The organism is Corynebacterium sp. 20-84 (genome assembly GCF_053479455.1).
Genome location: NZ_JBRBCB010000008.1, coordinates 1 through 23,038, shown reverse-complemented (window position 1 = coordinate 23,038; position 23,038 = coordinate 1). Strand labels below are relative to the sequence as shown.

Below are 23,038 nucleotides of genomic sequence, written 5' to 3'. Positions count from 1 at the left end.
TCTTCAAGAAAGTAGGGAAATATAATGCGTAAGTTCCGTAACGCAGCACTCGCAGCCGCTACCGCTACCGCTGTCGCCTTCGGCGGCACCGCTGTCGCTTCCGCCGAGCAGACCGGCACCACCACCGGCGGCTCCTCCACCTTCACCTCCGGTTCCTCCAAGCGCGAGGGCGATGCCTCCTTCGGCGACGTCCTCGGCGCTCTTTTCAAGGGCGGCTCCTCCGCTGTCGGTGACATCACCGGAGGCGACAAGGATGTTGACATCGACAACGTCTGGGGCAAGGAAGTCCAGGACGGCGAGAATGCGCAGTGGGCTCTCATCTGGCGCGACGCTGTGAACTGGGCTGCTCTGGCTGCAGGCCTGGGCATCGTCATCGCAGCTGGCAACGCCGCTCTCCACGAGGGCCTGCTGCCGCAGATTCCGTTCAACGTGAAGCTGCCGTTCTAGTTCCGTCGGCCGTCACGGCCAACTACTAGATCTTTAAAAAGACCGCCTTCGGGCGGTCTTTTTTGTTGCATTCTTTAGCGTTACCCCCGCTCCCACCCCCGCGGCTGCGCACTTCAGTAGACATGCTCTTTCGCAGCGCCCATGGCTGTGTCTAGGTTGAAAGCCATGAACCAATTCACCGCGATGCTCGGGGCGCTGAAAGCCCCGCTCGACTTCCTGGAGCACTTCGATGCCCAGGAAGCTCTCGACGCGGGGCTCGACCGGTCGACGGTGAAACAATGGGAAACCATCCACAACGTGTACCTGGCTCCGACGAAGTGGGCGCGCCAGCAACGGCATGCCGCGCACGCCGCTCGGTCGGCGGAGTTCACGGCGGACAAGCTCTGGGCCATTGAATCGCGCATCAAGCACATCACCGACGAACGCGAGAAATGGCAGCTGCGGCTAAAACTGTTGGGCATCCGGGGCCGCTGCGACACTTTGAAGCGAAAGGCAGCGGAGATCGTCCCCGAGAAGGAGAGGCCGAAGCCTAAGAAGACGATGGGCTTCGGTAAAACGCGCGATGGCATGCGTCCGCTCACGGCGATGGGCACCGAGAAGGACATGGCGGCGCTGGAATACGCGTTGCGGAAGCGTATCTCGTCAGACGGACCAGCGGGCCCGCAGATGCTCGAAACGCTCATGGCCATGCTCGGCTTGCGGCCCGACGCCGAGACGGAGACGACACCGTCCGTCGCGCCGGCTGTGCCGCGTCCGCTGGTGCTGATCCCGCTTCCGGACTACCTCGACATCATCAACGGCGACGGCGACGAGACCATCCTCGGGCTCAGCGACGGCACGACGATCACGGGGGCGGACTACCTGGCCAAGTATCACGGCGCCGACCTCGAGGCCGCCATGTTCCACCCGCAGGAAGGTGCCGTGAATCTGTACCGCACGAGCCGTTTCGCTAACAAGAAACAGCGTGACCTCGCCCGAGCAAGCTTATCGACGTGCCCTGTCCCCGACTGCCGCCATGCCTCCGATAACTGCGAAGTCCACCACATCACGGCGTGGTCGCGCGGCGGTCAGACGAATATGTCGAATCTGGCGCCGCTGTGCAGGTACCACAACCGCACTAATGACGATGATCCGAGGAATCGTCACCGCGGCAGCATCGTGAATATCAGAGGCAAACCTGTCTGGCGGTCCCCGCGGGGATTCCCGGTGGACAATAAAGTCCACCCGTTCGGCGCGATGACTCTCCTGTTCGGAGATTAGCGTTCGGAATCTGGGATGGTGAGGATCTCGTTGCCGTCGGCGGTAATGAGAATGGTGTGCTCGAATTGCGCGGTGTATTCGCCGTCGCGGTTCTGGACGGTCCAGCCGTCGTCCCAGATGTCGTAGTCGAGGGATCCGATATTGATCATCGGCTCGACGGTAAGTGTCATGCCTGGTTCGAGAATGTCGGTGTAGGCATCAGAGTCGTAGTGCAGGACGACGAGCCCGTTGTGGAAGGTCGTTCCCACGCCGTGACCGGTGAAGTCGGTGACGACGTTGTACCCGAAGCGCTTCGCGTACGACTCGATCACGCGGCCGATCACGTTGATCTGGCGGCCGGGCTTCGCAGCGCGAATGCCGCGCATGGTCGCTTCCTTGGTGCGCTCGACAAGCAGGCGGTTCTCTTCTGCGACATCGCCGGCGAGGAAGGTCGCGTTGGTGTCACCGTGAACGCCGTTCTTGTAGGCAGTGACGTCGATATTGCAGATGTCGCCGTCCTCGATGACGGTGGTGTCGGGGATGCCGTGGCAGACGATCTCGTTGAGAGAGGTGCAGCAGGACTTCTCAAACCCGCGGTACCCGAGCGTCGACGGGTACGCGCCGTGGTCGAGCATGTACTCATGGGCGATGCGGTCGATCTCGTCCGTGGTCACGCCGGGGGCGACAGCGGCGCCGGCAGCCTCGAGCGCGTTCGCGGCGATCCGGGACGCCTCACGCATCTTCTCGATGGTCTCCGCCGTCTGAATCAGCGGCTCACCGATATTCTCCTGGACCTCGTCCTTCCACGCGTATTCGGGGCGCTCGATGCTATCGGGCACGGTGCGAATCGGAGTGGGCTTACCGGGGGTCAGTTTTCCGCGAGTGTTCATGCGGACCATGCTAGTCTCCGGTTCCGGGCTATTGCTTCGGGGCACCGGCCTCGTCGATATTCCGCAGCATTGTGTCGGTGACGGCGACAGCAGCCTCGGATCCCCCGCCGAGGACGATGAGGGTGGCAAAGGCGATATCGTCGTCGCGGTATCCGGTGAACCAGGAGTGGGAGCCTCCGTTGATCTCCGCTTCACCGGTCTTGCCGCGGATATCGCCGCCAGCGCCGAACCCGGAGGCGGTGCCGCCGGGACTGGTGACGGCCTTCATCATGCCGCGCAGCTCCTCGATCGCGTGGGGGTTGGGAGCGGGAATTTCTTCGCTGGGCTTCGTCTCGCGTCCGGAGATGAGATACGGCATCGGGGTGGATCCGTTCGCAGCGGTAGCCGACACCAGGGCCATCCCGAAGGGGCTCGCCAAGTCGAGGCCCTGGCCGTAGCCAGCTTCGGTGCGGTCGAGGGGTTCTTCCCCGTCGGGAATGGATCCGGTCAAAGAGTCGAGGCCGGCGATCTCGTAGTCGACGCCGAGGCCGAATTGCTTGCCCACGTCCTTCAATTCACCCGGGGCGAGTTTCGTCGAGATGTCGGCGAAGGTGGTGTTGCACGACCGCGCGAAAGCGGTTTCGAGCGGGACGCTTCCCATACCGAAGCCCGCGTAGTTGGTCACGGTTCGGCCGTAGATATCCATGGTTCCAGGGCACGGCACGATCGCTTCAGAAGAAAGGCCTTGCTTATCGACGCCCGCGAACGCCGTCAAAATCTTGAACGTCGACCCCGGCGGGTACTGCCCCATCATGGCTGTGTTGCCGTCTTCATCCGCGGCTTTGGTCTGGGCGACTGCGAGAATCTCGCCGCTCGACGGCCGGATTGCCACGATCATGGCTTTCTGCCCGTTGATGGGTTCGAGGGCCTTCTCAGCAGCAGTCTGCACCTTGTGGGAGAGACTGACGGTGATGGACGGCGACGGGGTGGCGTCGTGGCGCTCGATGTCTTCGAGCTCGTTGCCGTTCTCGTTGACGATGGCGATCTTCCATCCGGCATCGCCTTCAAGATCAGTGCGGACTTCCTCGCCGATGCGCGCCATGATGTCGGGCGCGAAGTGCGGATCGTCAGCGACCATGGAGGCTTCCTCGTTGAGGCGCACGCCCTTCAATCCCCCGACGGCTCCTTCGACGGATTCGCGGGCTCCTTGGGGAATCATGGCGACGGAGAAGACACCGGCGGCATCGTCAAGCTGTTTTTCTAGCTCTCCCGCATCACGCGTCGGAACCGACGGATCCTGCTCGTGCGCGGCACCGAGCGCATTCGCAATCGATGCAGCTGTATTCGCCTTGTCCCCCACCGCATTCGTGTCCACGAGCAGACGGTACGCAACCCCCGGGCTCAGCAGCGCCACACCGTCCGACGACACGACGCTCGCCTGATCCGCCGGCACCGTCCGCAACTCCAAGTGCTGGTTCGCGCCCAACCGCGGGTGCAGGATCGACGGCTGCCACCGCACCGTCCAATCGTCGTTCTGCTGTGTCAAGGTCATCGACGCGTCGTAACGCACATGGCGGTCGCGCGGCAGCGCCCAGTCCAGCGTGTAGTTCGCGGTGGCCAGATTTTCCTGTTGGTCGACCGAATTCAGAGTCGCCGTCACCGCTTCTGCCTGCATGCCGCCGATGGAAGAAGACAGGGAATCGGAGGCGGTGGCGGGGTCGTCGATAAGCGTGCTGATGTGCTCGTAATCGAAGCGCGCCAACGCGTCCAAGAACTCCTCCGCGACGGGCTCCGCGGGATTCGGCTTCGGCGTGCACGCCACAGCGCCCAACGCGACCGCGACGACCATGAGCAGCACCGAAAGCCTGGATTTCATGGCCGTAAAAATAGCAGCGCCGACATGCTTATCGACGCTGCCACTCTCAGAACCCGCCCGTTCTACTTTGTAACCTTGACCTCCGCGCGAGCACCCTCGATCTCCTCGAGGCCTTCCTCTTCCGCGATGCGTTCTGCGTGCGCGATGAGCGTCTCCACAATCTTCGACTCCGGGACGGTCTCCACGACCTCACCCTTGACGAAGATCTGGCCCTTGCCGTTGCCCGACGCCACACCGAGGTCCGCATCGCGCGCCTCACCCGGGCCGTTGACGACGCAGCCCATCACCGCGACGCGCAGCGGGTACTCCATGCCCTCCAAGCCCGCGGTGACTTCCTCCGCGAGCTTGTACACGTCCACCTGCGCGCGACCGCACGACGGGCAGGAAACGATCTCCAGCTTGCGCGGACGCAAATTCAGCGACTGGAGGATCTGGTCGCCGACCTTGATCTCCTCCACCGGGTCCGCAGACAGGGACACGCGGATGGTGTCGCCAATGCCCTCAGCGAGCAGCGCGCCGAACGCGACCGACGACTTGATCGTGCCCATGAACTTCGGGCCCGCCTCCGTCACGCCGAGGTGCAGCGGGTAGTCCGTCTTCGCGGCGAGCTGGCGGTACGCCTCGACCATCAGCACCGGGTCGGAGTGCTTCACCGAGATCGCGATATCGCCGAAGCCGTGCTCCTCGAACAGGCCGGCCTCCCAGATCGCGGACTCGACGAGCGCCTCCGGCGTCGCCTTGCCGTACTTCTCCAACAGGCGCTTATCCAGGGAGCCGCCGTTGACGCCGATGCGGATCGGGATGCCCGCATCTCCCGCGGCCTTCGCGACCTCCTTGACGCGGCCGTCGAATTCCTTGATATTGCCGGGGTTGACGCGCACGGCAGCGCAGCCGGCGTCGATCGCCGCGAAGATGTACTTCGGCTGGAAGTGAATGTCCGCGATCACCGGGATCGGCGACTTCTTCGCGATCGCCGGCAACGCCTCCGCATCCACCGTCTTCGGGCACGCCACGCGCACGATATCGCAGCCGGTCGCCGTCAACTGCGCGATCTGCTGCAAGGTGGCGTTGATGTCGTGCGTCTTCGTCGTCGTCATCGACTGCACAGAGATCGGGTGATCGGACCCGACTCCAACGTCGCCGACGAACAGCTGGCGGGTTGTGCGACGCGGGGCCAGCGTCGGCGGCGGCCCTTCCGGAATGCCCAAACCGATAGGTTGATTCATAGCCCCAAGATTAACACCGCACGCAAACCACGCGCGCTACCCGAACAATCGGACTGGGTTAGTCACGTCCGCGATGATCACGAGCACGCCCACCCCCAGCAGTAGCGCCGCCATGGCGTAGGTCAGCGGCATGAGCTTCTCGTAATTCACGGGTCCGCCCGGCGGTAGGCCACGCAGCCGACGGATCCGGTCCCGGACGGCTTCGTAGAGGACAACGGCGATGTGGCCGCCGTCCAGAGGCGGAAGCGGAACGAGATTGAACAGCGCCAGGAAGAAGTTCAGGGAGGCCAGCAGCGAGAAGAAGATCGCCCACTGGTTGCGCTCCGCCAGTTCGCCGCCCGCGCGGGATGCGCCGACGACGCTGATCGGGCCTTCGACATCGCGCTCGCCGCCGAAAATCGCGGAGACCACGCCCGGGATCTTGCCCGGAAACGCCGCCAATCCCTTGACGCTCGCCGAGATCATCTCCCCCGACAAACGCCCCGCCGCCGGCACTGCTTCAACCGGCCCGAAGCGCTTCATGGCGTCGGCCACCGGCGCGTTGCCCATGCCGATCGCACCCGCTGTGAACGGCTGGCCGTCAGCGCCGAAGCGGACGACTTCATCGAGCTCAACCGAAATGTCGAGGCTCTCCACGCCACGCTCCACACCAAGGACAACGGTGTCGCCAGGACGGGCGAGAACGTAGTCGCGTAACTGAACGAACGACTCCAGCTCCTCCCCGTCGACGGTGAGAAGACGGTCGCCTGCGCGCACCCCAGCGGCAGCGGCAGGACCGTCACCGGTGCAATCCGCGACGTTTGTCTCGTCGACCTGGTCGGAGGTGCATGTCAGCTCCCCGACAGTCGGAGTGCGGTCGGCGTACGGGTTCGGGATCCCGGAGCTCACGGCCAACAGGTAGATGACCATGAATCCGAGCAGCAGGTTCATCACGATGCCGCCGCTCATCACCGCCACGCGCTGCCACCACGGCTTGCGGTACATGGCATAGGACTCTTCCTCGGCGCTCAAATCGTCCATCGCGGTCATGCCGGCGATATCGCAGAAGCCGCCGAATGGCAGGGCCGCAATGCCGTATTCAGTCTCGCCTTTTTTCGTGGACGCAAGCGTCGGGCCGAAGCCCAGGAAGAACCGCCGCACGCGCATTCCGAACGCCTTCGCGGTGAGCATGTGCCCGGCCTCGTGCAGCGCGATCGACAAAGCGATGCACACGGCGAAGAGCACGATGCCTAATACAAATGCTCCCATGGGGGTGTGGCCTTCCTGGGGTTAGGAGGTGGCGTCGATAAGCGAATTGGCACGCTGCCGGGCCTGGGTTTCGACGCCCACGATTTCGTCGAAGGAAGACGGTACCACTGTGTACGACGACGCCGAATCGAGCACCTCAGCCACGATGTCGACGATCTGCGGAAAGCGGATCCGCCCCGCGAGGAACGCCGCCGCGGCTTCCTCGTTGGCCGCGTTGTACACCGCCGGGTAGGTGCCGCGCGCCGCCGCGACCTCGCGTGCGAGACGCACCGCGGGAAACGCCGACTCGTCGAGCGGCTCGAAGCGCCAATCCATGGCTTCGCGGAAGTCGAGCGCCGGCTGCGCGCCCGCGACGCGCCCAGGCCACGCGAGCGCGTGCGCGATCGGCATCTTCATCGACGGCGGCGAGGCTTGCGCGATCGTGGCGCCGTCGTTGAACGTCACCATCGAGTGCACGATCGACTGCGGGTGCACGACGACGTCGATGATGTCCGGGGAAATGCCGAACAGCAGGGTCGCTTCGATGAGTTCGAGGCCTTTGTTGATCATCGTCGCGGAGTTCAGCGTGTTCATCTGCCCCATCGACCACGTCGGGTGCGCGGCGGCTTGCGCGGGGGTGACGTCCCACATTTGCTCGCGGGTCCAGCCGCGGAATGGCCCGCCGGATGCGGTGAGCACGTAGCGGTCGACGTCGGCGGCGCGTCCTGCCCGCAGGCATTGCGCCATCGCGGAGTGCTCGGAGTCGACGGGCACGATGTCGCCGCCTTTCGCGGTGACCAAGTCGCCGCCGGCAACCAGGGATTCCTTATTCGCGAGGGCGAGCACGGCGCCGCGGTCGAGCGTTGCCAGCGTCGACGCGAGTCCCAGCGAGCCCACGAGCGCGTTGAGCACCACGTCCGCATCGATGTCGCGCACGAGCTCCTCCGCCGCGTGCTCGCCCGCACGCACAGGCTCACCGAGAGCTTCCGCGACAACAGCAGACGCAGATTGCTTAGCGACGCCCACCTGATCCCCCTTCAGCCCCCATCTCTTCGCCTGGGCGATGACAGCCTGCGGGTCCGACCCCCCGGCAGCGATGCCGACGACCTCGAATTGCTCCGGCGCCGCGGCGATGACCTCCAACGCCTGCGTACCGATTGACCCAGTGGACCCCAAGATGAGAACTTTTCGCACCGCTCTATTCTCACACACACCGCACGGGCTTCATGGCGGGGTCAAACGAACGTTTGCCGCACCCGGACTTTCGGGCGACTTTCGGGGGGATGAATCGCGGCGGGTGCGAGCGGTGTGCCAATATAATGGACAAGAACTGATTTCACGCAAGGAGTGTGCTGTGAGCGCTAAGGACGATGCACCCCAGGTGTACAACGGTGTTTCCGAGGCCGATGTCCCGTCGGCGAAGCTCGGCTGGAGCGAGCTGACGCCGAAGACCATTCAGATTGCCGGCTGGATTTCCGTGCTGTTCCTCCTCGGCTACAACTTCGGTAACCACCGTGGCCACGTCGAGACGATCTGGTTGATCTCCATCGCAGCACTGATCGCCATCGGTCTGATCCTGTTCGCCCTGCGTCCGGAGCTCTCCCAGGTCCGCACCCTCACCGCGCACAACAAGCCGGAGGGTCACGTCGAGCCGAACTGGACCCACGAGCAGCACACGCTGACCGGCCGCTACGCCGAGCTGACCGACAGCCAGCTGCGCGCACTCAACATCGACCCGGCCACTGTGCACAGTGCTCCGGCGATCCAGGGCTCCGCTCGCGGTGCCCACGAACTGCGCGAGGACATCGCTGCTCCGGAGATCCCGAACGTCCGGGAGACTCTGCGGGTGAAGGATGAGCGACGCTAAGACGCTGCGTCGATAAGCGCTCCGGGGAACTCCCGGAGCGTTATTTTTATGCGCCCGCTTGCTTCTCGTCGGCCGCGAGCTGACCGCACGCCGCTGCGATCTCCTGGCCCTTCGTGTCGCGCACCGTGCAGGTGACGCCCTGGGCGATAACGCGGCGGACGAATTCGTCCTGGCGCTCGCGCGGCGAAGCGTCCCACTTCGAACCCGGTGTCGGATTCAGCGGGATGAGGTTGACGTGGACGAGGGGTCCGAGTGCGTCGTGAAGCTTGCGCCCCAGCATGTCCGCGCGGAAATCGTGGTCGTTGATGTCGCGGATGAGCGCGTACTCGATGGACACGCGGCGACCTGTCTGATCCGCGTAATAGCGCGCGGATGTGAGCACGTCCTCGACGGTGAAGCGGTTGTTCATCGGGACGAGCGTGTCGCGCAGTTCATCGTCCGGCGTGTGCAGGGACACGGCGAGTGTCACGTTGAGACCCTCGTCGGCGAGCTTGCGGATCGCTGGGGCGAGCCCCACCGTGGAGACCGTGACGTTGCGCTGCGAAATGCCGAAGCCTGCCGGCGCGGGCGAGACGATCTGGCGCACCGCGGACACCACGCGCTTGTAATTCGCCAGCGGCTCGCCCATGCCCATGAAGACCACGTTGGTCAGGCGGCCGCCCTCGGCCTCCATCATCGCGGCGGCCTCGCGGACCTGGTCGACGATCTCCGCGGTGGACAAGTTGCGGTCGAGACCGCCCTGGCCCGTGGCGCAGAACGGGCACGCCATGCCGCAGCCTGCCTGCGAAGAAATACACAGTGTTGCGCGGCCCGGGTAGCGCATGAGCACCGACTCCAGCAGGATTCCGTCGTGCAGGCGCCACAGGGTCTTGGTGGTATCACCCTCGTCGGTCTCGACGGTGCGGACCGGAGTGAGCAGACGCGGGAACAGTGCATCTTTGACAGCCTGCCGCTGCGCGGCGGGAAGGTCCGTCATGGTCGACGGGTCCGCCTCGAAACGCCCGTAATAGTGGCGGGCGATCTGGTCGGCGCGGAACTTGGGCAGGCCGAGATCCGCGAGGGCGTCGATACGCTCCTGCGCGTTCAAGTCTGCGAAGTGCTTCGGCGGCATCCCGCGCTTCGGCGAGATCAACTGGATCTTGGGAATATCACTCATGACGAGCCCCATTCTGGCACGTCGCAGCCCCGTTTTCTAATCAGAGAACCACGACATTCATCAGTAGCCACGTAGCGGCTGCGGCGGGAAGAATGCCGTCGATGCGGTCCATCATGCCGCCGTGGCCCGGCAGCAACCCGGACATGTCCTTGAGACCGAGCTCGCGTTTGAACTGGCTTTCCACCAGGTCGCCGAGTGTGGCGCACACGACGATTCCGAGTCCGAACACCAGCCCGGCCCACCAGGGACTACCGAGCAGATAAATGCCGCTGAGCACACCTGCGACCGCACCGAAGGTGACGGAGCCGGCGAATCCTTCCCAGGACTTCTTCGGGCTGACCGCTGGCGCCATCGGGTGGGAACCGAACAGTACACCGGACACATAGCCCCCGACGTCAGAGGCCACCACGCACAAGATGAACGTGACGATGAAATAGCTGCCGGTGACGTTCCCTGACTCGAGACGCGAGATCATCGCGGCGAACGAACCGAACAACCCGATCCACACCAGGATGAAAATGCTCACCGCTGTATCGCGCAAATAGTTGCGCGGCGGACTGTGCCGCCCATTGAAAAACAGTCGCGCGAACATGATGGTCAGTGCGCTCAACGTGAATGTCGCTAAGAGTCCGGGATAGCCGAACTGCCACGTCGAGACAATCATGCACAGCCCGAGCACGATCACGACGAAACGGTAGACCCCGTAGCCGTTTTCGCGCAGGCGTGTGAGCACCTCCCACATGCCTAATGCGGCAGCGGTGCACACCACCGGGTACCACATGACGGGCCCGACGTACGTGGCTACCAGGACGAGTGCGGCAAGGCCTACTCCCACGGCGATCGCGGCAGGCAGATTCCGCCCGGCGGAGTTCTTCGGCCGCGGCAGTTGCACGCGACGAGAGTGCACCGCGTCCAAAGATTCGCGGGAGTGGGATTCGGCCACGGTTTAAACCTCGAGGAGTTCGGCTTCCTTGCGGGAAACCAGCTCGTCGACCTGCTCGACGTACTTGGCGGTGGTCTTGTCCAGCTCCTTCTCGGCTGCGGTGACCTCGTCCTCGCCGGCGTCGCCGTCTTTCTGGATCTTCTTCAGCGCGTCCATGCCGGAGCGGCGGACGTTGCGGATGGCGATCTTGCCGTCTTCGCCCTTCGCCTTGGCCTGCTTGACCAGGTCGCGGCGACGCTCCTCAGTGAGCTGCGGGATGGTCACGCGGATGACGTTGCCATCGTCGGTGGGGTTGACACCGAGGTCGGAATTGCGGATCGCGTTCTCGATCTCGCCGAGGGTCGACGGGTCGAACGGCTTGATCAGGAGCATGCGCGGTTCGGGGACAGAGACGGTAGCCATCTGGTTGATCGGGGTGGGAGCACCGTAGAAGTCAGCCATGACGCCGTTGAACATGGCCGGGTTGGCGCGTCCGGTTCGGATGGTGACCAGTTCGTTGCGGGTGTGGTCTACGGAGCTGGTCATGCGCTCCTCTGCGTCGAGAAGTACGTCGTCGATCATGTTGTCATCCTTTCGCTTTGTCTCCATCCAATCTAGCAGCGCGCTGCTTTCCTCCTACACTATGAGTCACCATGCACCCCGCCTTTTCTTTTCTCCCCGCCGAGCCACTGCCGCCTCTTCGCGGCGGACGGTTGGACGGGTGGGTGATCCCCGCGAAAGACACCGCCGATGTGGCCGGCTGGCCGACGACGTGGGGCAGTCCGCGCAGGGGACTCATCGCCACGGATACAAGCCCCTTTCTGAATAGGCTCCGACGCCAGGGCGCCGCGATCAACGGCAAGACAGTCACGTCCGAGCTCGGCGCGACGATCTACGCAGAGCGTGACGACGTCCCCTTGCTCTCCTCCCCCGCCTACCCCGGCTGCACACCTGGTGGTTCATCGAGCGGTGCCGCGGTCGTCGTGGCAGATGGCCTGCACCGCGCCGCCCACGGCAGTGATGCCGGCGGGTCCTTGCGTGTGCCCGCCGCCGCGTGCGAGGTCGTGGGGTTCAAGCCGGCGGGTCTCCCGGAGTCGGGTTCGGTAGACGGTTTCATCACGGCGGCGGTCGCCGACCAGATCGAGCTGTGGGCTGCGCGTCCGCGCAGACTGGAGGGACTCACCGTCGGCGTGCTCACTCAGCCGCTGTTCACGCCGAATGCGCAGGTGGCTGCCGACCGCGCCGCCGTCGTCAAGCGTGCCGCGGAGGCCGTGGCGGAGGTGTGCGAGGTCCGCGAAGTCGCGCCGTATCCCGCGGCGACCGAGACGTACCGGCATTTCCAGACGCGTATCAAGCACGCGTTTTCCAAAGCGGATCCGGAAGACAGCGCGTACATCGCCTGGCTTTGCGACGAAGGCCGCTCCGTCACCTCCTCCCAGCTCTTAGCCGCGAACCGCCACATCGATGCCCTGCCGGAAATTGTGCGCGCGGAATGGGGTGTCGATGCTGTAATCACCCCGATGATCGCCACCGACCCGCCTCCGCTGGGGTTCTTCCCGTCGCTCTCCCCCGCCGATTCCTTCGAAGCTCAGACCGAATGGTCGCCGTGGGGGTCGCTGTTCAACCTCTCCGGCGCGCCGGCGATCGCTGTGGGGCCGGTGCAGATCGGCGGCGTCACAACGGCGGCGGACGACGCGACCGTGCTCGAGCTCGCCCGGCTGGTCGAACCGGTCGCGGCCGAGTGGAAACTACAGCGTGCGAACTAGCACGGCGCCCACGAAGACGAACAACAGCCCCAGCACGCGGACCGGCTGAAGCACCGACCGCGGCGAGCCGAAGAGGCCGAAGCGCTCGATCGCCTGGCCCGCGATGATCGTTCCGGCCAGGATGCCGATCACCGTGGCACCGGTGCCGATCAACGGGGACAGTGTGGCCGCCCCGATGACGAAAATCGCGCCGCAGACACCACCGAGCCACATCCACCACGGCCCGCGCTCAATGCCGGACAACAGTGCCTTGCGCGAATCGGTGAGACCGATGCTGAGCAAAAACAGCAGGATTACGCCGACGCCGAGGTTCACGGACCCAGCCTGGATGGAGCTGCCCAGCACTTCGCCGAGGTAGCCGTTCGCCGCTGTCTGGGAGGCCGAGCACATGCCCATGAACACACCGAGTGCACGCCACGCCCACGCGGAGGTCGAGGCCGCGTCGCCATGTGCGGAACTCGGGGCGCGCCCCACCACATGCACGAGCACGATGCCCGCCACGACGACGAGGGCGCCGAGCACCCGAAGCCACCCGACATCGGTCTGTACCGCCCCGAACAGACCGAAATTATCGATCACCAGCGCCATGATCACCTGCCCCAGAATCGGCAGGACGACCGTCTCGACGGCGCCGATTTTCGGGAACAGGATCACGTTGCCGGTGATGAAGATGACGCCCATCAGGCCGCCGATCCACACCCACCACGGCTCACCGAAAGCCTGCGTCAGGTCAATGCCGGGACCCGTCGTCGCAGCCAACACTCCCGCGAGGGCGGCGGCGCAGCAAAAGGCGATGAAAAAAGAAATGAACGCCGCGGGAATCGGCGCACCAATCGCACCGCGTAGGCGGCTGTTCACAGCAGTCTGCGCGGGGATGACGGCCCCCACGGCCATAGCAGCAGCAGTCAGCATGAGTTACTGGACGAGCGTGCCGATCTGCTCACCCGACACCGCACGGGCGATATTGCCCTCCTTGAGGAGGTTGAACACGAGGATCGGCATGTTGTTGTCCATGCAGAGACTGAATGCGGTGGCGTCTGCGACCTTCAGACCCTTCTCAAGTGCCTCTCGCGGGCTGATCTCGCTGTAGAACTCCGCATCCGGGTTGGTGCGGGGATCGTCGGAGTAGACGCCGTCAACGGCCTTCGCCATGAGTAGCACCTCGCACCCGATCTCCAGGGCGCGCTGTGCTGCGGTGGTGTCGGTGGAGAAATACGGCATGCCCATGCCGGCGCCGAAGATGACCACACGGCCCTTCTCCAAGTGGCGGGCGGCACGTAGCGGCAGGTACGGCTCAGCGATCTGCGCCATGTTGATGGCGGTCTGTACACGGCAGTCCACGCCCAGCTGCTGCAGGAAGTCTTGGAGAGCCAGGCAGTTCATCACGGTGCCGAGCATGCCCATGTAGTCGGAGCGCGCACGGTCCATGCCGCGCTGGGACAGCTGAGCGCCGCGGAAGAAATTGCCGCCGCCGATGACCACAGCCACCTCGGTGCCGTTGCTTGCTACCTCGGCGATCTGCTTCGCCACATTTTCCACCACATCCGGGTCGATGCCGACGTTGCCGCCACCGAACATCTCGCCCCCCAGCTTCAACATGACCCGCTTGTATCCGCGGCGGGTCGTGGAATCCGAGGCGTTGCTGTTGACAGTCGCGTTGTCGGTCACCGAAAACTCCTTCACATGGGGGCGAAAATTCACCCACCGATTCTAGCGTCATGAAGGGGAGGCAAATAAAAAAGGATCTCGGCCCCGCCGTCGATAAGCGGCGAAACCGAGATCCTGGAAAGCTAAAGCTTACTGCTGACCGACCTCGAAGCGGATGAAGTCGGTGACCTCAATGCCGTTCTCCTCGGCGTACTGGCGGACAGTCTTCTTGGAGTCCGCGAGCGACGGCTGCTCAAGCAGAGCGACGTCCTTGAAGAAGCCGCCCAGACGGCCCTCGACGATCTTCTCGATCGCAGCCTCCGGCTTGCCCTCGCTGCGGGTGATCTCCTCCTGGACCGCGCGCTCCTTCTCCACGATGTCAGCCGGGATGGAATCCTTGGACAGGTAACGAGCCTTCATCGCAGCGATCTGCAGCGCGACCTGGTGCGCAGCCTCAGCGCCCTCGCCCGTGTACGCGACGAGCACGCCGACTGCCGGCGGAAGATCCGCAGCCTTCTGGTGGAGGTACACCTCGACCTGGTCGCCCTCGATGGTAGCGGCACGGCGCAGCTCGAGCTTCTCGCCGATCTTCGCGGACAGTGCCTGCACAGCGTCAGCTGCAGACTGGCCCTTGACGTCGGCGTTGGCGAGCTCCTCCGGGGTGTTCGCCTTGACGGCGGCAGCGCCGGCAGCGACATCGTCGGCAAGCTGCTTGAACTCGTCGTTCTTAGCCACGAAGTCCGTCTCGGAGTTGATCTCCACGATCGTGTTGCCCGACACTGCGACCAGGCCCTCGAGAGCGTTGCGCTCAGCGCGCTTGCCCACGTCCTTCGCACCCTTGATGCGCAGGATCTCAACGGCCTTCTCGAAATCGCCAGCGGATTCCTCCAGGGCCTTCTTGCAGTCGAGCATGCCGGAACCGGTGGTTTCGCGGAGCTTCTTCACGTCTGCAGCAGTGTAGTTCGCCATAGTTGGGCGACCCTCCTCATTGTGGGACTAAAAGTATGTGTAAAGGTCATCTGACAGCGTAGTGGACTTACCGCTAAGCGGCATGCCCAGCTGCCGTGTCGCACGCAAAACCCCCGCGCCTGAAGCGTCCTTGATGAAGTTAGGACGCCTCAAAAGGCGCGGGGGTCGGTGCTAAAAGTAAACGCCGTGTACGGCCCGGGGGTTTAGACCGGGTCGACGTCGTTCTTGGCGGAGTCGACGTTCTCGACTGCCTCGGTGGCAGCCTTGTCAGCCGGAGCCTCTGCCTTCTCTGCGGACTCAGCTGCCGGGGTCTCCGGTGCGTCAGCCTTCTCGGCTGGAGCCTCAGCGGCTGCCTCGTTAGCCTCGACCGGCGCGTCGCCGGCTGCCTCGCGAGCCTTGGCCAGCTGGCGCTCTTCGCGCTGCTGCTTACCAGCAACGACTGCCTCGCCCACGATGTGGGTGAGCAGCTTGACGGAGCGGATGGCGTCGTCGTTGCCCGGGATCGGGTAGTCGACGAGGTCCGGGTCGCAGTTGGTGTCCAGGATTGCGACGACCGGGATGCGCAGCTTCTGCGCCTCGGAGACAGCGATGTGCTCCTTGTTGGTGTCGACGATCCACAGCGCAGACGGGGTCTTGGTCATCTCGGAGATGCCGCCCAGCACACGCTCGAGCTTGGTGCGCTCGCGGGTGAGCATGAGGACTTCCTTCTTGCCGCGGCCTGCGTAGCCGTCCTCGGCTGCGTCCATGGCCTGCAGTTCCTTCATGCGGGCGAGGCGCTTGGACACGGTCTGGAAGTTGGTCAGCATGCCGCCGAGCCAACGGTGGTTGACGTACGGCATGCCCACGCGGTCGGCCTCTTCCTGGACCGGCTCCTGGGCCTGCTTCTTGGTGCCGACGAACAGGATGGTGCCGCCGTGTGCGACGGTCTCCTTGACGAATTCGTATGCCTCATCGATGTAGGTCAGCGTCTGCTGCAGGTCGATGATGTAGATGCCGTTACGGTCGGTGAAGATGAAGCGGCGCATCTTCGGGTTCCAACGACGCGTCTGGTGGCCGAAGTGCACACCTGCGTCGAGGAGTTCACGCATGGTTACGACTGCCATGGGAATGTCTCCTTGGGAGTTAAAGTTGTTCGGTTTCTTGCAGTTTGTACGGGTTTTGCCCGCACCCTAGCGACGAGCCACGTCCACGCCTTCCGCGCCTTGCGGGAGGACCGTTGCGGATCGCAGCACCGTGCCACCTTCGTGACCAGGCATTTTCGTCGCGCGTAGTCAGCGCGCCCGAGTGGACACACTGCTGGTCACCAAGCTTACATCTTTGCTGGGTGCGCGCCAATTCGCGGCGCGCCGCACTGTGCACACCTCACGGTTATCCACAGGGCATTTCGCTTATCGACGCACCGTGGTCCCCTCCCCGCCCACAATGACCCCATGAACATTTCTCATTCCCATGCTCGTGTCCATCCCTTTCTTTCCCTCTGCGCGCTTTTCTGTACTGTCGCGGCGGTCGTATTCGCGGGCGCGGTCCCAGCCGCCGCGTATGTCGATCCGACGACCGGCAAACCGACTGCGACGAACGTGACCCGCCGCGCCGATATTCCCGACAAGAACTGGTTGCCCGGCCACCGCGGCGTCGATCTGGCGGCGCGGACGGGTCAGGACATCCTGTCCGCGGAGGACGGCGTGGTCGCCTACGTCGGCGTCATTGCTGGTGTCCCGGTGGTCTCGGTGGATCACGCGGACGGGATCCGCACGACGTATCAGCCGGTGCACGCCACGGTCCGCACTGGCGACAAGGTGAAAGAGGGGCAGCCGATCGGCAGGATGGCACCGCCGAACGGCGATCACGACGGGCTGCACTGGGGCGCACGCACCGGCAAGGACACCTATATCAATCCGCTTTCGCTTCTCGACGCTCCGCAGATACGCCTCAAGCCCGTGGATGCGCCTGGTCGTACACGCTCTTGAGCCGTTGCGCGGACACGTGCGTGTAGATCTGCGTGGTCTGCAGCGACGAATGCCCGAGCAATTCCTGGACGACGCGCAGGTCCGCTCCTCCTTCAAGCATGTGGGTCGCTGCGCTGTGGCGCAGTGCGTGGGGGCTTAGGTCGCTGTCCCCGGTGCGCTGCGCTGCGCGCTCGACGACGCGGCGGACTTGGCGCTGGTCGATGCGTCCGCCCCGGGAGCCGAGGAAGAGCGCCTCCGAGGCAGAGCAGGAAGAGGAGTCAGCAGAGGCAGTAGCACCGGGTTTGAGGAGTTCGTCGCGGCGGGCGAGCCAGGCCTCGAGCGCAGTGGCAGCGTTGTCGCCGAACGGGACGACGCGCTGTTTGTTGCCTTTGCCGGTGACGCGGGCGAGGCGTCGAGAAGCGTCGATGTCCGCGATGTCGAGGCCCGTCAGTTCGGCGACGCGCATGCCGGTGGCGTAGAGCAGCTCGAGCATGGCGCGGTCGCGGGCCGCCTCTGGCGAAGCGGCGTCCGCGTTGATCTCCGCTTCGACGAGCTGCCCGGCGCGCGCGGGCGTGACCACGTCGGGAAGGTGCCGGTTCACCTGCGGGGTGGCCAGGCGGGCAGCGACATCGCTATCGAGGTGTCCGCGCTCATACGCCCAGGTGGAAAAGGCACGGGCGGCGGCAGTGCGGCGGGCCATGGTGGAGCGGGCGAGGCCGGAGCGGAGGGCGTCGGCAAGCCATGCCCTGAGCGTGGGCAGCGTGAATTCGGCGAAGGTCGCACACAACGGCACGAGCGTGCGCAGGTCGCTGCGGTACCCCTTCACGGTGGCGGGCGAACGCCCTTTGACGAGCAGCGCATAGTCGGCGAAGTCGTCGATCGCCGCTTCGAGCTGTGTGATCTGCTCTGCCACTGTCGCCTGCCTTGGTTGGGTGCTCGCGGGCATTGAAAAACTGCCGCGAAAAGGTGTCTTCGCGGCAGTATAGTTCGGCGCACTAGCCGGACCCGGGGCTACACGCGGCGCCAGTGCTGCCCTTCGCGGGCGACGAGACCCTTCCCAGACAAGTCCATGAGCAAATGGACGGTGAGCCCGATCGTGAACCCGCACGCAGCGGCGACGTCGGAGGCTTCAATCCCCCCGGTGTCGGAAAGCGGCAGGGAATCGTAGACGCGGAGCTCGTTGCGGGAGAGCTGCTGGACAGCGTCGGCGGCGAAGTCTATTTCGTATTGGCCGTCGACGTCGGAAGCGCCAATCGGGCTGAGTTTCTCGTGAGCATCGTCGGCGCTGAGCACCATGGCGGCGCGTCCGTCGCGGATGGCCAGGTTGGTGCCCAAAGAGCCCGGTCCGAGGATCGGCCCCGGCACAGCCATGCCGACGCGGTTGAACACCTCGACCCATTTCAGGGTGTTTAGGGCCCCAGACCGGAAGGCGGCTTCCACGACGACGGTTCCCTGCGTCAGCGCCGCGACGAGGCGGTTGCGCGTGAGAAAGCGGTGCCGGTCGGGCGTGACCCCGGGCGGATATTCGGTGACCACAGCACCACCTTCGGACGCGATGCGCGAAAACAGCGCCTCGTTGCGCCGCGGGTAGACCTGCCCGGCACCGCACGCAGCGACGACGACGGTCGCGCCCCCTGCGTCCAGCGCGGAGGTGTGCGCGACGGTGTCAATGCCGAGCGCGCCGCCGGAGACAATCGTGTGCTGGTGGCGCACGAGACCCCGGCACAGGTCAGCGGTGGCGTGATGCCCATACGAGGTCGCGGCACGAGTGCCCACGATGCCGACGGCGCTGGCGAAAAGTTGCGCGAGATTCGCGTTGCCCCGCACCCACAGTCCGTGCGGCGGGTGCGCGTCGGGAGGAAGCTTTTCATCGCTTTTCGACGCCCCCGCCACCGCCGCCCCGAACGACATCTCGATCGCGTCCCGCGGCCACTCAGGAGACTCAGGCGTGAGCAGGCGGTAGCCTTCGCGTTCAGCGGCAGCGAGATCGTCGGCAGGCTGGTCCCACCTGTAGCGGGGCTCGGTGGCAGGGCCGAGTTCGCCGAGCCAACTGGCGCGCGTGCGTATGCCATGGGCGAGTTCATCGGCGTCACGTCCGGCGGCGAGCATGGCTTGGATGTGCCGGTTCGGTCCTTCGACGACGCGGTTCAAGTAGGCCCAGGATTCCAGCGAGCTCATGCCATCACCCCCGCGTGTTGCGTGGCGCGCAGGTCGAGGGCGTCCATGACGTCAGCAAGACGCGGCTTATCGACGCCCCCAAGATCCGCCACCGTCCATGCCAACCTCAGAAGCCGGTCGACACCGCGCTGCGTGATTGAGCCGTTGCTCAAGGCTTTGCTGATCACGCTCATGCCCTCTTCGTCGGCGGGGAAATCGCGCCGGATGACTGCGCCGGGGACACGCGCGTTGGTCACCGCGCTCAATCCGGCTGCGGACCAGCGGTGCCGCGCGCGGTCGCGGGCGGCGAGGACGCGTTCGGCAATCGCCGCTGAGGGTTCGTTGTCGGTGCTGGTGACAAGTGCGCCGACGGAGGTCGTCGATAGGCTGATGTCGATGCGGTCGCGCAGCGGCCCCGACAGGTTGCGCAAGTACATGGCGCGCTCGCTCGAGGAGCAGGTGCATTTCGCGGCGTTGTCGACGCCGCAGCGGCACGGGTTGGCGGCCATGACGAGCTGGAAGTCGGCGGGGTAGACGACGTCGCGCCGCGCGCGTGTCAGCCTCACCTCACCTTTTTCGAGCGGGACCCGCAACGCGTCGAGAGTGTGAGCGTCGATCTCGCTGACTTCGTCCAAGAAAAGGACACCGTGGTGCGCATGGCTGATGGCGCCCGGCCGCAGGATCCCTGACCCTCCGCCGATGAGAGCGGCGCGCCCCAGCGACGGGTGCGGCGCGACGAATGGCGCCTGCACGATCACTTCCCCGGTGGAATTGCCGGAAATGGAATGAATGGCTGTCGCTTCCACGACCTGCTGCGGAGAGAGTTCCGGAAGAATCGACGGGAGGCGCTCAGCGAGCATCGACTTGCCGGAGCCGGGCGCGCCGATCATGAGGACGTGGTGGGCGCCGGCAGCTGCGATCTCCATGGCCCGCCGCTCGCGCTCTTGACCGACGATGTCGCGGAAATCCGGCACGTGCACAGGCTGCACGGTGTGGCTCACGGTCTCCAGGCCGGGCAGTTCGCGCTCCCCGACCGCCCAGAGCCACGCCTCGGTGAGACTCCCCGCGACCTTCACCGCCGGGTGCCCGACCAGTGCGGCTTCGGCAGCGTTTTCGGCGGGGATTATGACGTGATCGACATCGTCGAGGGCTTCCAGAATGATCTGGAGGATCCCGTCCACACGCCGCAGCTGCCCGCCGAGGCCGAGTTCGCCGACGATGAGGCTGCGCCCCAGCCTGCGCTCCGCGCGCGGGTCCATGCTCGCCAACACGGCCAGCGCCACCGGCAAGTCGAATTGGGAGCCGGCTTTCGGCAGGTTCGCGGGCGATAGCGACACCATGATCTTCGTGCGCGGCCACGGCAGCGTCGAGTTGGCCACGGCGGTGCGGATCCGGTCGCGGGACTCCCCCACAGCTTTGTCGCCGAGTCCCACGATGTGCATGCCGGGCAGCCCGGGCCCGACATTCGCCTCGACGGTGACGCGGTGCGCACCGACGCCCTCGACAGTCGCGGAGAAAGTACTAGCAAGCGCCATCGTCGACCCCCTGGTACATGCGGCACGAGACGTTGATGCCGTCGAAGATGACCTCGATGACATCGAAGCGCACAGAGACGTATCCGGACGACTTCTCAGCGAGCCACTGCGCGGCCGCCGCGTGAATCCGGCGCAGCTTCGCCGGCGTGACGGCCTCCGCGGCACCGAAGCTCGTGCTGCGCCGGGTTTTCACCTCAGCGAAGACGATCTCGCCGTGCGGCGAGCGCGCGATCAGGTCGACTTCGCCGTCGCGGGCACGGTAGCGCAGCTGCACGATGTCGTAGCCCAAGTCCTCGTACCAGGCCGCGGCGCTCGATTCGCCGCACATACCCAGCATGTACTGGTCGTGTTTTACAGGCATGAACAATCCCCTCTGTTAACTCAAGTAGTTGCACTTAGTTAGACGAGGGGAAGTGGCGGAAGGATCCGTCGAGAAGCGAATTTTTTATTCGGGAATGACCATGTCCGGCTTGTCGAGCTCCTCGATGTTGACGTCCTTGTACGTGATCACGCGCACGTAGCGGACAAAGCGCACGGCGCGGTACATGTCCCACACCCACGCATCCGACATGCGGACTTCGTAGTAGACGTCCTTGCCTTCGGTGTGCGGAATGAGCTCGACGGCGTTGGCGAGGTAGAAGCGGCGGTCGGTCTCCACGACATACGAGAATTGGCTGACCACGTCGCGGTATTCGCGGTAGAGGGACAGTTCGACCTCGGCTTCGTAATTGTCCAGGTCTTCAGCGCTCATCGTGGATGCTCCTCATGTACTTCTCGTGGGCGGCAGCAACGTTGGCATAAGTGTAGCGATGCTCCGGGCTCGCGCCGTGACGGCGCACCGCGTCCATGTGGGCGCGCGTCGAATAGCCTTTATGCTTATCGACGCCGTACCCCGGGTACTCATCCCCCATCCCCGTGACCAGCCGGTCGCGGCTCACTTTGGCCAGCACGCTGGCGGCGGCGATGCAGCGGGCGGTGTAGTCCCCGCCGATGACTGGGAGGTGGGGGGAGGTCAGACCGGGGATGCGGAAGGCGTCGATAAGCACGTAGCCCGGCGTGACGTCGAGCGCGGCAATCGCGCGGCGCGCACCATCTATATTGGCGTTCTGGATGCCGCGGCGGTCGATGTCTTTCGCGGAAACGTGCACAATGGCGTGCGCAAGCGCCTTATCGACGATCACCGCGTAGAGCTCCTCCCGCCGCTTCGCCGTGAGCTTCTTGGAGTCGGTCAGCCCCTCAAGCGCCGCGATCGGCTGCGGCGGGAGAACGCACGCCGCAATGGTGATGGGGCCGAAACACGCGCCGCGGCCCGCCTCGTCGACTCCCGCGACGGGCCCGAGCCCCGCTTTGTCCAGCGCGACCTCGAAGGTGCGCAGCTGCTTCAGCCGGCGCATGTGCAAAGCGCGCTGTTACTGCTGCTGCAGCTCAACGTCGCCGTTCTTCACCGGCCCGATGCGGGTCAGCGGCAGGATGATGAAGGAGACTTTGCCGCGAATATTGTCCGTCGGGATCGTGCCCTGGAATTCATCGCCGGAGTGATAGCGCGAATCCGCGGAATTGGTGCGGTTGTCGCCCATGACGAAGACATTGTCTTCCGGCACCGTGATCGGGCCGAAGAATTTGCCGCCGCACTCGGCGGAGCCGTCCTCGCCGATGACCGGGTTCGCCGGCGGGTCGAGAATGTACGACTGGTCGATCGGTGCGCCGTCCACCATCACTGCCGGGTCGCCTGCCTGGCACGAGACCGTCTGACCGCCAGTCGCGACAACGCGCTTGACCAGATCATTCTCGTCCGGCGCGACCAACCCGACGTACGAGCCGAGCTGCTGCAGACCAGCCACGAAACCATTATCGGAACGGTTAGACACGTAATCGGTGTTCCACGACGGCGTGCCTTCGAAGACCACGACATCGCCCGGCTCTGGGTCCGAGAAGTAGTAGCTGACCTTCTGCACGAAAATACGGTCGCCGTTGCAGCCGTCGCAGCCGTGCAGCGTCGGCTCCATCGATGCCGACGGAATCAAATACACGCGCCCCACGAACGTCTGCAGGACGAAGATCAGCGCCAAGGTCAACAGGACGACCAGCGGGATCTCGATGTACCACGGTGTGGCATTGTCCTCTTCGGCGCGCTTGCGGCGCGCCGAAGAGGACAATGCCACACCGTGGTACATCGAGATCCCGCTGGT

24 protein-coding genes are annotated in these 23,038 nt (G+C 64.9%); 5 read left to right on the top strand and 19 right to left on the bottom strand.

Features of this window, described 5'->3' with window-relative positions; genetic code table 11:
• Window positions 1-24 precede the first annotated feature (24 nt).
• Together ACUY2Y_RS07230 and ACUY2Y_RS07225 are read left to right on the top strand one after the other, a co-directional pair.
• Window positions 25-447, top strand: a complete 423-nt coding sequence (locus tag ACUY2Y_RS07230; RefSeq protein WP_210571770.1) for a hypothetical protein — start codon at window positions 25-27, stop codon at window positions 445-447.
• 165 nt (window positions 448-612) lie between these two features.
• Window positions 613-1,707 carry an HNH endonuclease signature motif containing protein gene (locus ACUY2Y_RS07225; RefSeq protein ID WP_448325427.1) on the top strand — a complete coding sequence of 365 codons (1,095 nt, stop codon included), beginning with the start codon at window positions 613-615 and terminating at the stop codon, window positions 1,705-1,707.
• On the opposite strand, the gene map is transcribed toward ACUY2Y_RS07225, so the two are convergent.
• From map to dxr, 5 genes are all read right to left on the bottom strand, one after another.
• Entirely contained in the window at window positions 1,704-2,576 is an 873-nt protein-coding gene (gene map, locus ACUY2Y_RS07220) for a type I methionyl aminopeptidase (RefSeq protein ID WP_448325426.1), read from the bottom strand. The genes ACUY2Y_RS07225 and map overlap by 4 nt on opposite strands.
• Before the next feature lie 28 nt (window positions 2,577-2,604).
• Window positions 2,605-4,431 carry a penicillin-binding transpeptidase domain-containing protein gene (locus ACUY2Y_RS07215; protein ID WP_448325425.1) on the bottom strand — a complete coding sequence of 609 codons (1,827 nt, stop codon included), beginning with the start codon at window positions 4,429-4,431 and terminating at the stop codon, window positions 2,605-2,607.
• Between the two features lie 62 nt (window positions 4,432-4,493).
• The gene (gene ispG, locus ACUY2Y_RS07210) at window positions 4,494-5,657 is read right to left on the bottom strand and encodes a flavodoxin-dependent (E)-4-hydroxy-3-methylbut-2-enyl-diphosphate synthase (RefSeq protein ID WP_448325424.1); all 1,164 of its coding nucleotides are present in this window, start codon (window positions 5,655-5,657) and stop codon (window positions 4,494-4,496) included.
• Window positions 5,658-5,693: 36 nt separating this feature from the next.
• Window positions 5,694-6,905, bottom strand: coding sequence for a M50 family metallopeptidase (locus tag ACUY2Y_RS07205; protein ID WP_448325423.1), 1,212 nt, complete (start codon window positions 6,903-6,905; stop codon window positions 5,694-5,696).
• Between the two features lie 21 nt (window positions 6,906-6,926).
• Complete coding sequence (dxr, locus tag ACUY2Y_RS07200; RefSeq protein ID WP_448325422.1) at window positions 6,927-8,096, bottom strand: 1-deoxy-D-xylulose-5-phosphate reductoisomerase; 1,170 nt, start codon at window positions 8,094-8,096, stop codon at window positions 6,927-6,929.
• A gap of 142 nt (window positions 8,097-8,238) precedes the next feature.
• On the opposite strand from dxr, the gene ACUY2Y_RS07195 reads away from it, so the two are divergent.
• Window positions 8,239-8,751 carry a DUF2631 domain-containing protein gene (locus ACUY2Y_RS07195; protein WP_448325421.1) on the top strand — a complete coding sequence of 171 codons (513 nt, stop codon included), beginning with the start codon at window positions 8,239-8,241 and terminating at the stop codon, window positions 8,749-8,751.
• A 46-nt stretch (window positions 8,752-8,797) separates the two neighbouring features.
• Here ACUY2Y_RS07195 and rlmN read toward each other — a convergent pair whose 3' ends face one another.
• From rlmN to frr, 3 genes are read right to left on the bottom strand one after another with little or no spacing between them, the layout of a single operon-like run.
• Window positions 8,798-9,907 carry a 23S rRNA (adenine(2503)-C(2))-methyltransferase RlmN gene (gene rlmN / locus ACUY2Y_RS07190; protein ID WP_210571750.1) on the bottom strand — a complete coding sequence of 370 codons (1,110 nt, stop codon included), beginning with the start codon at window positions 9,905-9,907 and terminating at the stop codon, window positions 8,798-8,800.
• A 40-nt stretch (window positions 9,908-9,947) separates the two neighbouring features.
• Complete coding sequence (locus tag ACUY2Y_RS07185) at window positions 9,948-10,850, bottom strand: phosphatidate cytidylyltransferase (protein WP_448325420.1); 903 nt, start codon at window positions 10,848-10,850, stop codon at window positions 9,948-9,950.
• Window positions 10,851-10,853: 3 nt separating this feature from the next.
• Complete coding sequence (gene frr, locus ACUY2Y_RS07180) at window positions 10,854-11,411, bottom strand: ribosome recycling factor (RefSeq protein WP_210571748.1); 558 nt, start codon at window positions 11,409-11,411, stop codon at window positions 10,854-10,856.
• A gap of 71 nt (window positions 11,412-11,482) precedes the next feature.
• Here frr and ACUY2Y_RS07175 point away from each other — a divergent pair, with 71 nt between their 5' ends.
• Window positions 11,483-12,595, top strand: coding sequence for an amidase family protein (locus ACUY2Y_RS07175; RefSeq protein ID WP_448325419.1), 1,113 nt, complete (start codon window positions 11,483-11,485; stop codon window positions 12,593-12,595).
• Here the strand turns inward: ACUY2Y_RS07175 and ACUY2Y_RS07170 are convergent.
• The 4 genes from ACUY2Y_RS07170 to rpsB all read right to left on the bottom strand — a co-directional run bounded on the left by ACUY2Y_RS07170 (window position 12,578) and on the right by rpsB (window position 16,314).
• On the bottom strand, window positions 12,578-13,507 hold the full coding sequence (locus ACUY2Y_RS07170; protein ID WP_448325418.1) for a DMT family transporter: 930 nt from the start codon (window positions 13,505-13,507) through the stop codon (window positions 12,578-12,580). The genes ACUY2Y_RS07175 and ACUY2Y_RS07170 overlap by 18 nt on opposite strands.
• Before the next feature lie 3 nt (window positions 13,508-13,510).
• Window positions 13,511-14,194, bottom strand: coding sequence for a UMP kinase (gene pyrH / locus ACUY2Y_RS07165; protein ID WP_210571868.1), 684 nt, complete (start codon window positions 14,192-14,194; stop codon window positions 13,511-13,513).
• A 198-nt stretch (window positions 14,195-14,392) separates the two neighbouring features.
• Window positions 14,393-15,211, bottom strand: coding sequence for a translation elongation factor Ts (gene tsf / locus ACUY2Y_RS07160; RefSeq protein WP_448325417.1), 819 nt, complete (start codon window positions 15,209-15,211; stop codon window positions 14,393-14,395).
• A gap of 203 nt (window positions 15,212-15,414) precedes the next feature.
• The gene (gene rpsB, locus ACUY2Y_RS07155; RefSeq protein ID WP_210571742.1) at window positions 15,415-16,314 is read right to left on the bottom strand and encodes a 30S ribosomal protein S2; all 900 of its coding nucleotides are present in this window, start codon (window positions 16,312-16,314) and stop codon (window positions 15,415-15,417) included.
• A 327-nt stretch (window positions 16,315-16,641) separates the two neighbouring features.
• Between rpsB and ACUY2Y_RS07150 the strand changes: the two genes are divergently transcribed.
• Complete coding sequence (locus tag ACUY2Y_RS07150; protein ID WP_448325416.1) at window positions 16,642-17,178, top strand: M23 family metallopeptidase; 537 nt, start codon at window positions 16,642-16,644, stop codon at window positions 17,176-17,178.
• On the opposite strand, the gene ACUY2Y_RS07145 is transcribed toward ACUY2Y_RS07150, so the two are convergent.
• The 7 genes from ACUY2Y_RS07145 to lepB all read right to left on the bottom strand — a co-directional run bounded on the left by ACUY2Y_RS07145 (window position 17,141) and on the right by lepB (window position 23,023).
• Window positions 17,141-18,103 (bottom strand): tyrosine recombinase XerC, encoded by a 963-nt coding sequence (locus tag ACUY2Y_RS07145; protein ID WP_448325415.1) that lies wholly within the window; start codon window positions 18,101-18,103, stop codon window positions 17,141-17,143. The two genes, ACUY2Y_RS07150 and ACUY2Y_RS07145, sit on opposite strands and share 38 nt — an antisense overlap.
• A gap of 65 nt (window positions 18,104-18,168) precedes the next feature.
• Window positions 18,169-19,335, bottom strand: a complete 1,167-nt coding sequence (gene dprA, locus ACUY2Y_RS07140; protein ID WP_448325414.1) for a DNA-processing protein DprA — start codon at window positions 19,333-19,335, stop codon at window positions 18,169-18,171.
• Complete coding sequence (locus tag ACUY2Y_RS07135; RefSeq protein WP_448325413.1) at window positions 19,332-20,849, bottom strand: YifB family Mg chelatase-like AAA ATPase; 1,518 nt, start codon at window positions 20,847-20,849, stop codon at window positions 19,332-19,334. The genes dprA and ACUY2Y_RS07135 overlap by 4 nt, the downstream gene beginning before the upstream one ends.
• Window positions 20,836-21,210, bottom strand: coding sequence for a YraN family protein (locus ACUY2Y_RS07130; RefSeq protein ID WP_448325412.1), 375 nt, complete (start codon window positions 21,208-21,210; stop codon window positions 20,836-20,838). Before ACUY2Y_RS07130 ends, ACUY2Y_RS07135 begins: the two co-directional genes overlap by 14 nt.
• Before the next feature lie 84 nt (window positions 21,211-21,294).
• Window positions 21,295-21,600 (bottom strand): DUF2469 domain-containing protein, encoded by a 306-nt coding sequence (locus ACUY2Y_RS07125; RefSeq protein ID WP_076598780.1) that lies wholly within the window; start codon window positions 21,598-21,600, stop codon window positions 21,295-21,297.
• Window positions 21,590-22,243: a ribonuclease HII gene (locus ACUY2Y_RS07120; protein WP_448325411.1), complete on the bottom strand. Its 654-nt coding sequence runs from the start codon at window positions 22,241-22,243 to the stop codon at window positions 21,590-21,592. Before ACUY2Y_RS07120 ends, ACUY2Y_RS07125 begins: the two co-directional genes overlap by 11 nt.
• A 15-nt stretch (window positions 22,244-22,258) precedes the next feature.
• The gene (gene lepB, locus ACUY2Y_RS07115; RefSeq protein WP_448325511.1) at window positions 22,259-23,023 is read right to left on the bottom strand and encodes a signal peptidase I; all 765 of its coding nucleotides are present in this window, start codon (window positions 23,021-23,023) and stop codon (window positions 22,259-22,261) included.
• Window positions 23,024-23,038 lie beyond the last annotated feature (15 nt).

Excerpts from the sequence above, each read along its gene's own strand:
- ACUY2Y_RS07230 (WP_210571770.1), top strand. The coding sequence starts at position 25 with ATGCGTAAGTTCCGTAACGCAGCACTCGCAGCCGCTACCGCTACCGCT.
- ACUY2Y_RS07225 (WP_448325427.1), top strand. The coding sequence starts at position 613 with ATGAACCAATTCACCGCGATGCTCGGGGCGCTGAAAGCCCCGCTCGAC.
- map (WP_448325426.1), bottom strand. The coding sequence starts at position 2,576 with ATGAACACTCGCGGAAAACTGACCCCCGGTAAGCCCACTCCGATTCGC.
- ACUY2Y_RS07215 (WP_448325425.1), bottom strand. The coding sequence starts at position 4,431 with ATGAAATCCAGGCTTTCGGTGCTGCTCATGGTCGTCGCGGTCGCGTTG.
- ispG (WP_448325424.1), bottom strand. The coding sequence starts at position 5,657 with ATGAATCAACCTATCGGTTTGGGCATTCCGGAAGGGCCGCCGCCGACG.
- ACUY2Y_RS07205 (WP_448325423.1), bottom strand. The coding sequence starts at position 6,905 with ATGGGAGCATTTGTATTAGGCATCGTGCTCTTCGCCGTGTGCATCGCT.
- rlmN (WP_210571750.1), bottom strand. The coding sequence starts at position 9,907 with ATGAGTGATATTCCCAAGATCCAGTTGATCTCGCCGAAGCGCGGGATG.
- frr (WP_210571748.1), bottom strand. The coding sequence starts at position 11,411 with ATGATCGACGACGTACTTCTCGACGCAGAGGAGCGCATGACCAGCTCC.
- ACUY2Y_RS07175 (WP_448325419.1), top strand. The coding sequence starts at position 11,483 with ATGCACCCCGCCTTTTCTTTTCTCCCCGCCGAGCCACTGCCGCCTCTT.
- ACUY2Y_RS07170 (WP_448325418.1), bottom strand. The coding sequence starts at position 13,507 with ATGCTGACTGCTGCTGCTATGGCCGTGGGGGCCGTCATCCCCGCGCAG.
- pyrH (WP_210571868.1), bottom strand. The coding sequence starts at position 14,194 with ATGTTGAAGCTGGGGGGCGAGATGTTCGGTGGCGGCAACGTCGGCATC.
- tsf (WP_448325417.1), bottom strand. The coding sequence starts at position 15,211 with ATGGCGAACTACACTGCTGCAGACGTGAAGAAGCTCCGCGAAACCACC.
- rpsB (WP_210571742.1), bottom strand. The coding sequence starts at position 16,314 with ATGGCAGTCGTAACCATGCGTGAACTCCTCGACGCAGGTGTGCACTTC.
- ACUY2Y_RS07150 (WP_448325416.1), top strand. The coding sequence starts at position 16,642 with ATGAACATTTCTCATTCCCATGCTCGTGTCCATCCCTTTCTTTCCCTC.
- ACUY2Y_RS07145 (WP_448325415.1), bottom strand. The coding sequence starts at position 18,103 with ATGCCCGCGAGCACCCAACCAAGGCAGGCGACAGTGGCAGAGCAGATC.
- dprA (WP_448325414.1), bottom strand. The coding sequence starts at position 19,335 with ATGAGCTCGCTGGAATCCTGGGCCTACTTGAACCGCGTCGTCGAAGGA.
- ACUY2Y_RS07135 (WP_448325413.1), bottom strand. The coding sequence starts at position 20,849 with ATGGCGCTTGCTAGTACTTTCTCCGCGACTGTCGAGGGCGTCGGTGCG.
- ACUY2Y_RS07130 (WP_448325412.1), bottom strand. The coding sequence starts at position 21,210 with ATGCCTGTAAAACACGACCAGTACATGCTGGGTATGTGCGGCGAATCG.
- ACUY2Y_RS07125 (WP_076598780.1), bottom strand. The coding sequence starts at position 21,600 with ATGAGCGCTGAAGACCTGGACAATTACGAAGCCGAGGTCGAACTGTCC.
- ACUY2Y_RS07120 (WP_448325411.1), bottom strand. The coding sequence starts at position 22,243 with ATGCGCCGGCTGAAGCAGCTGCGCACCTTCGAGGTCGCGCTGGACAAA.
- lepB (WP_448325511.1), bottom strand. The coding sequence starts at position 23,023 with ATGTACCACGGTGTGGCATTGTCCTCTTCGGCGCGCCGCAAGCGCGCC.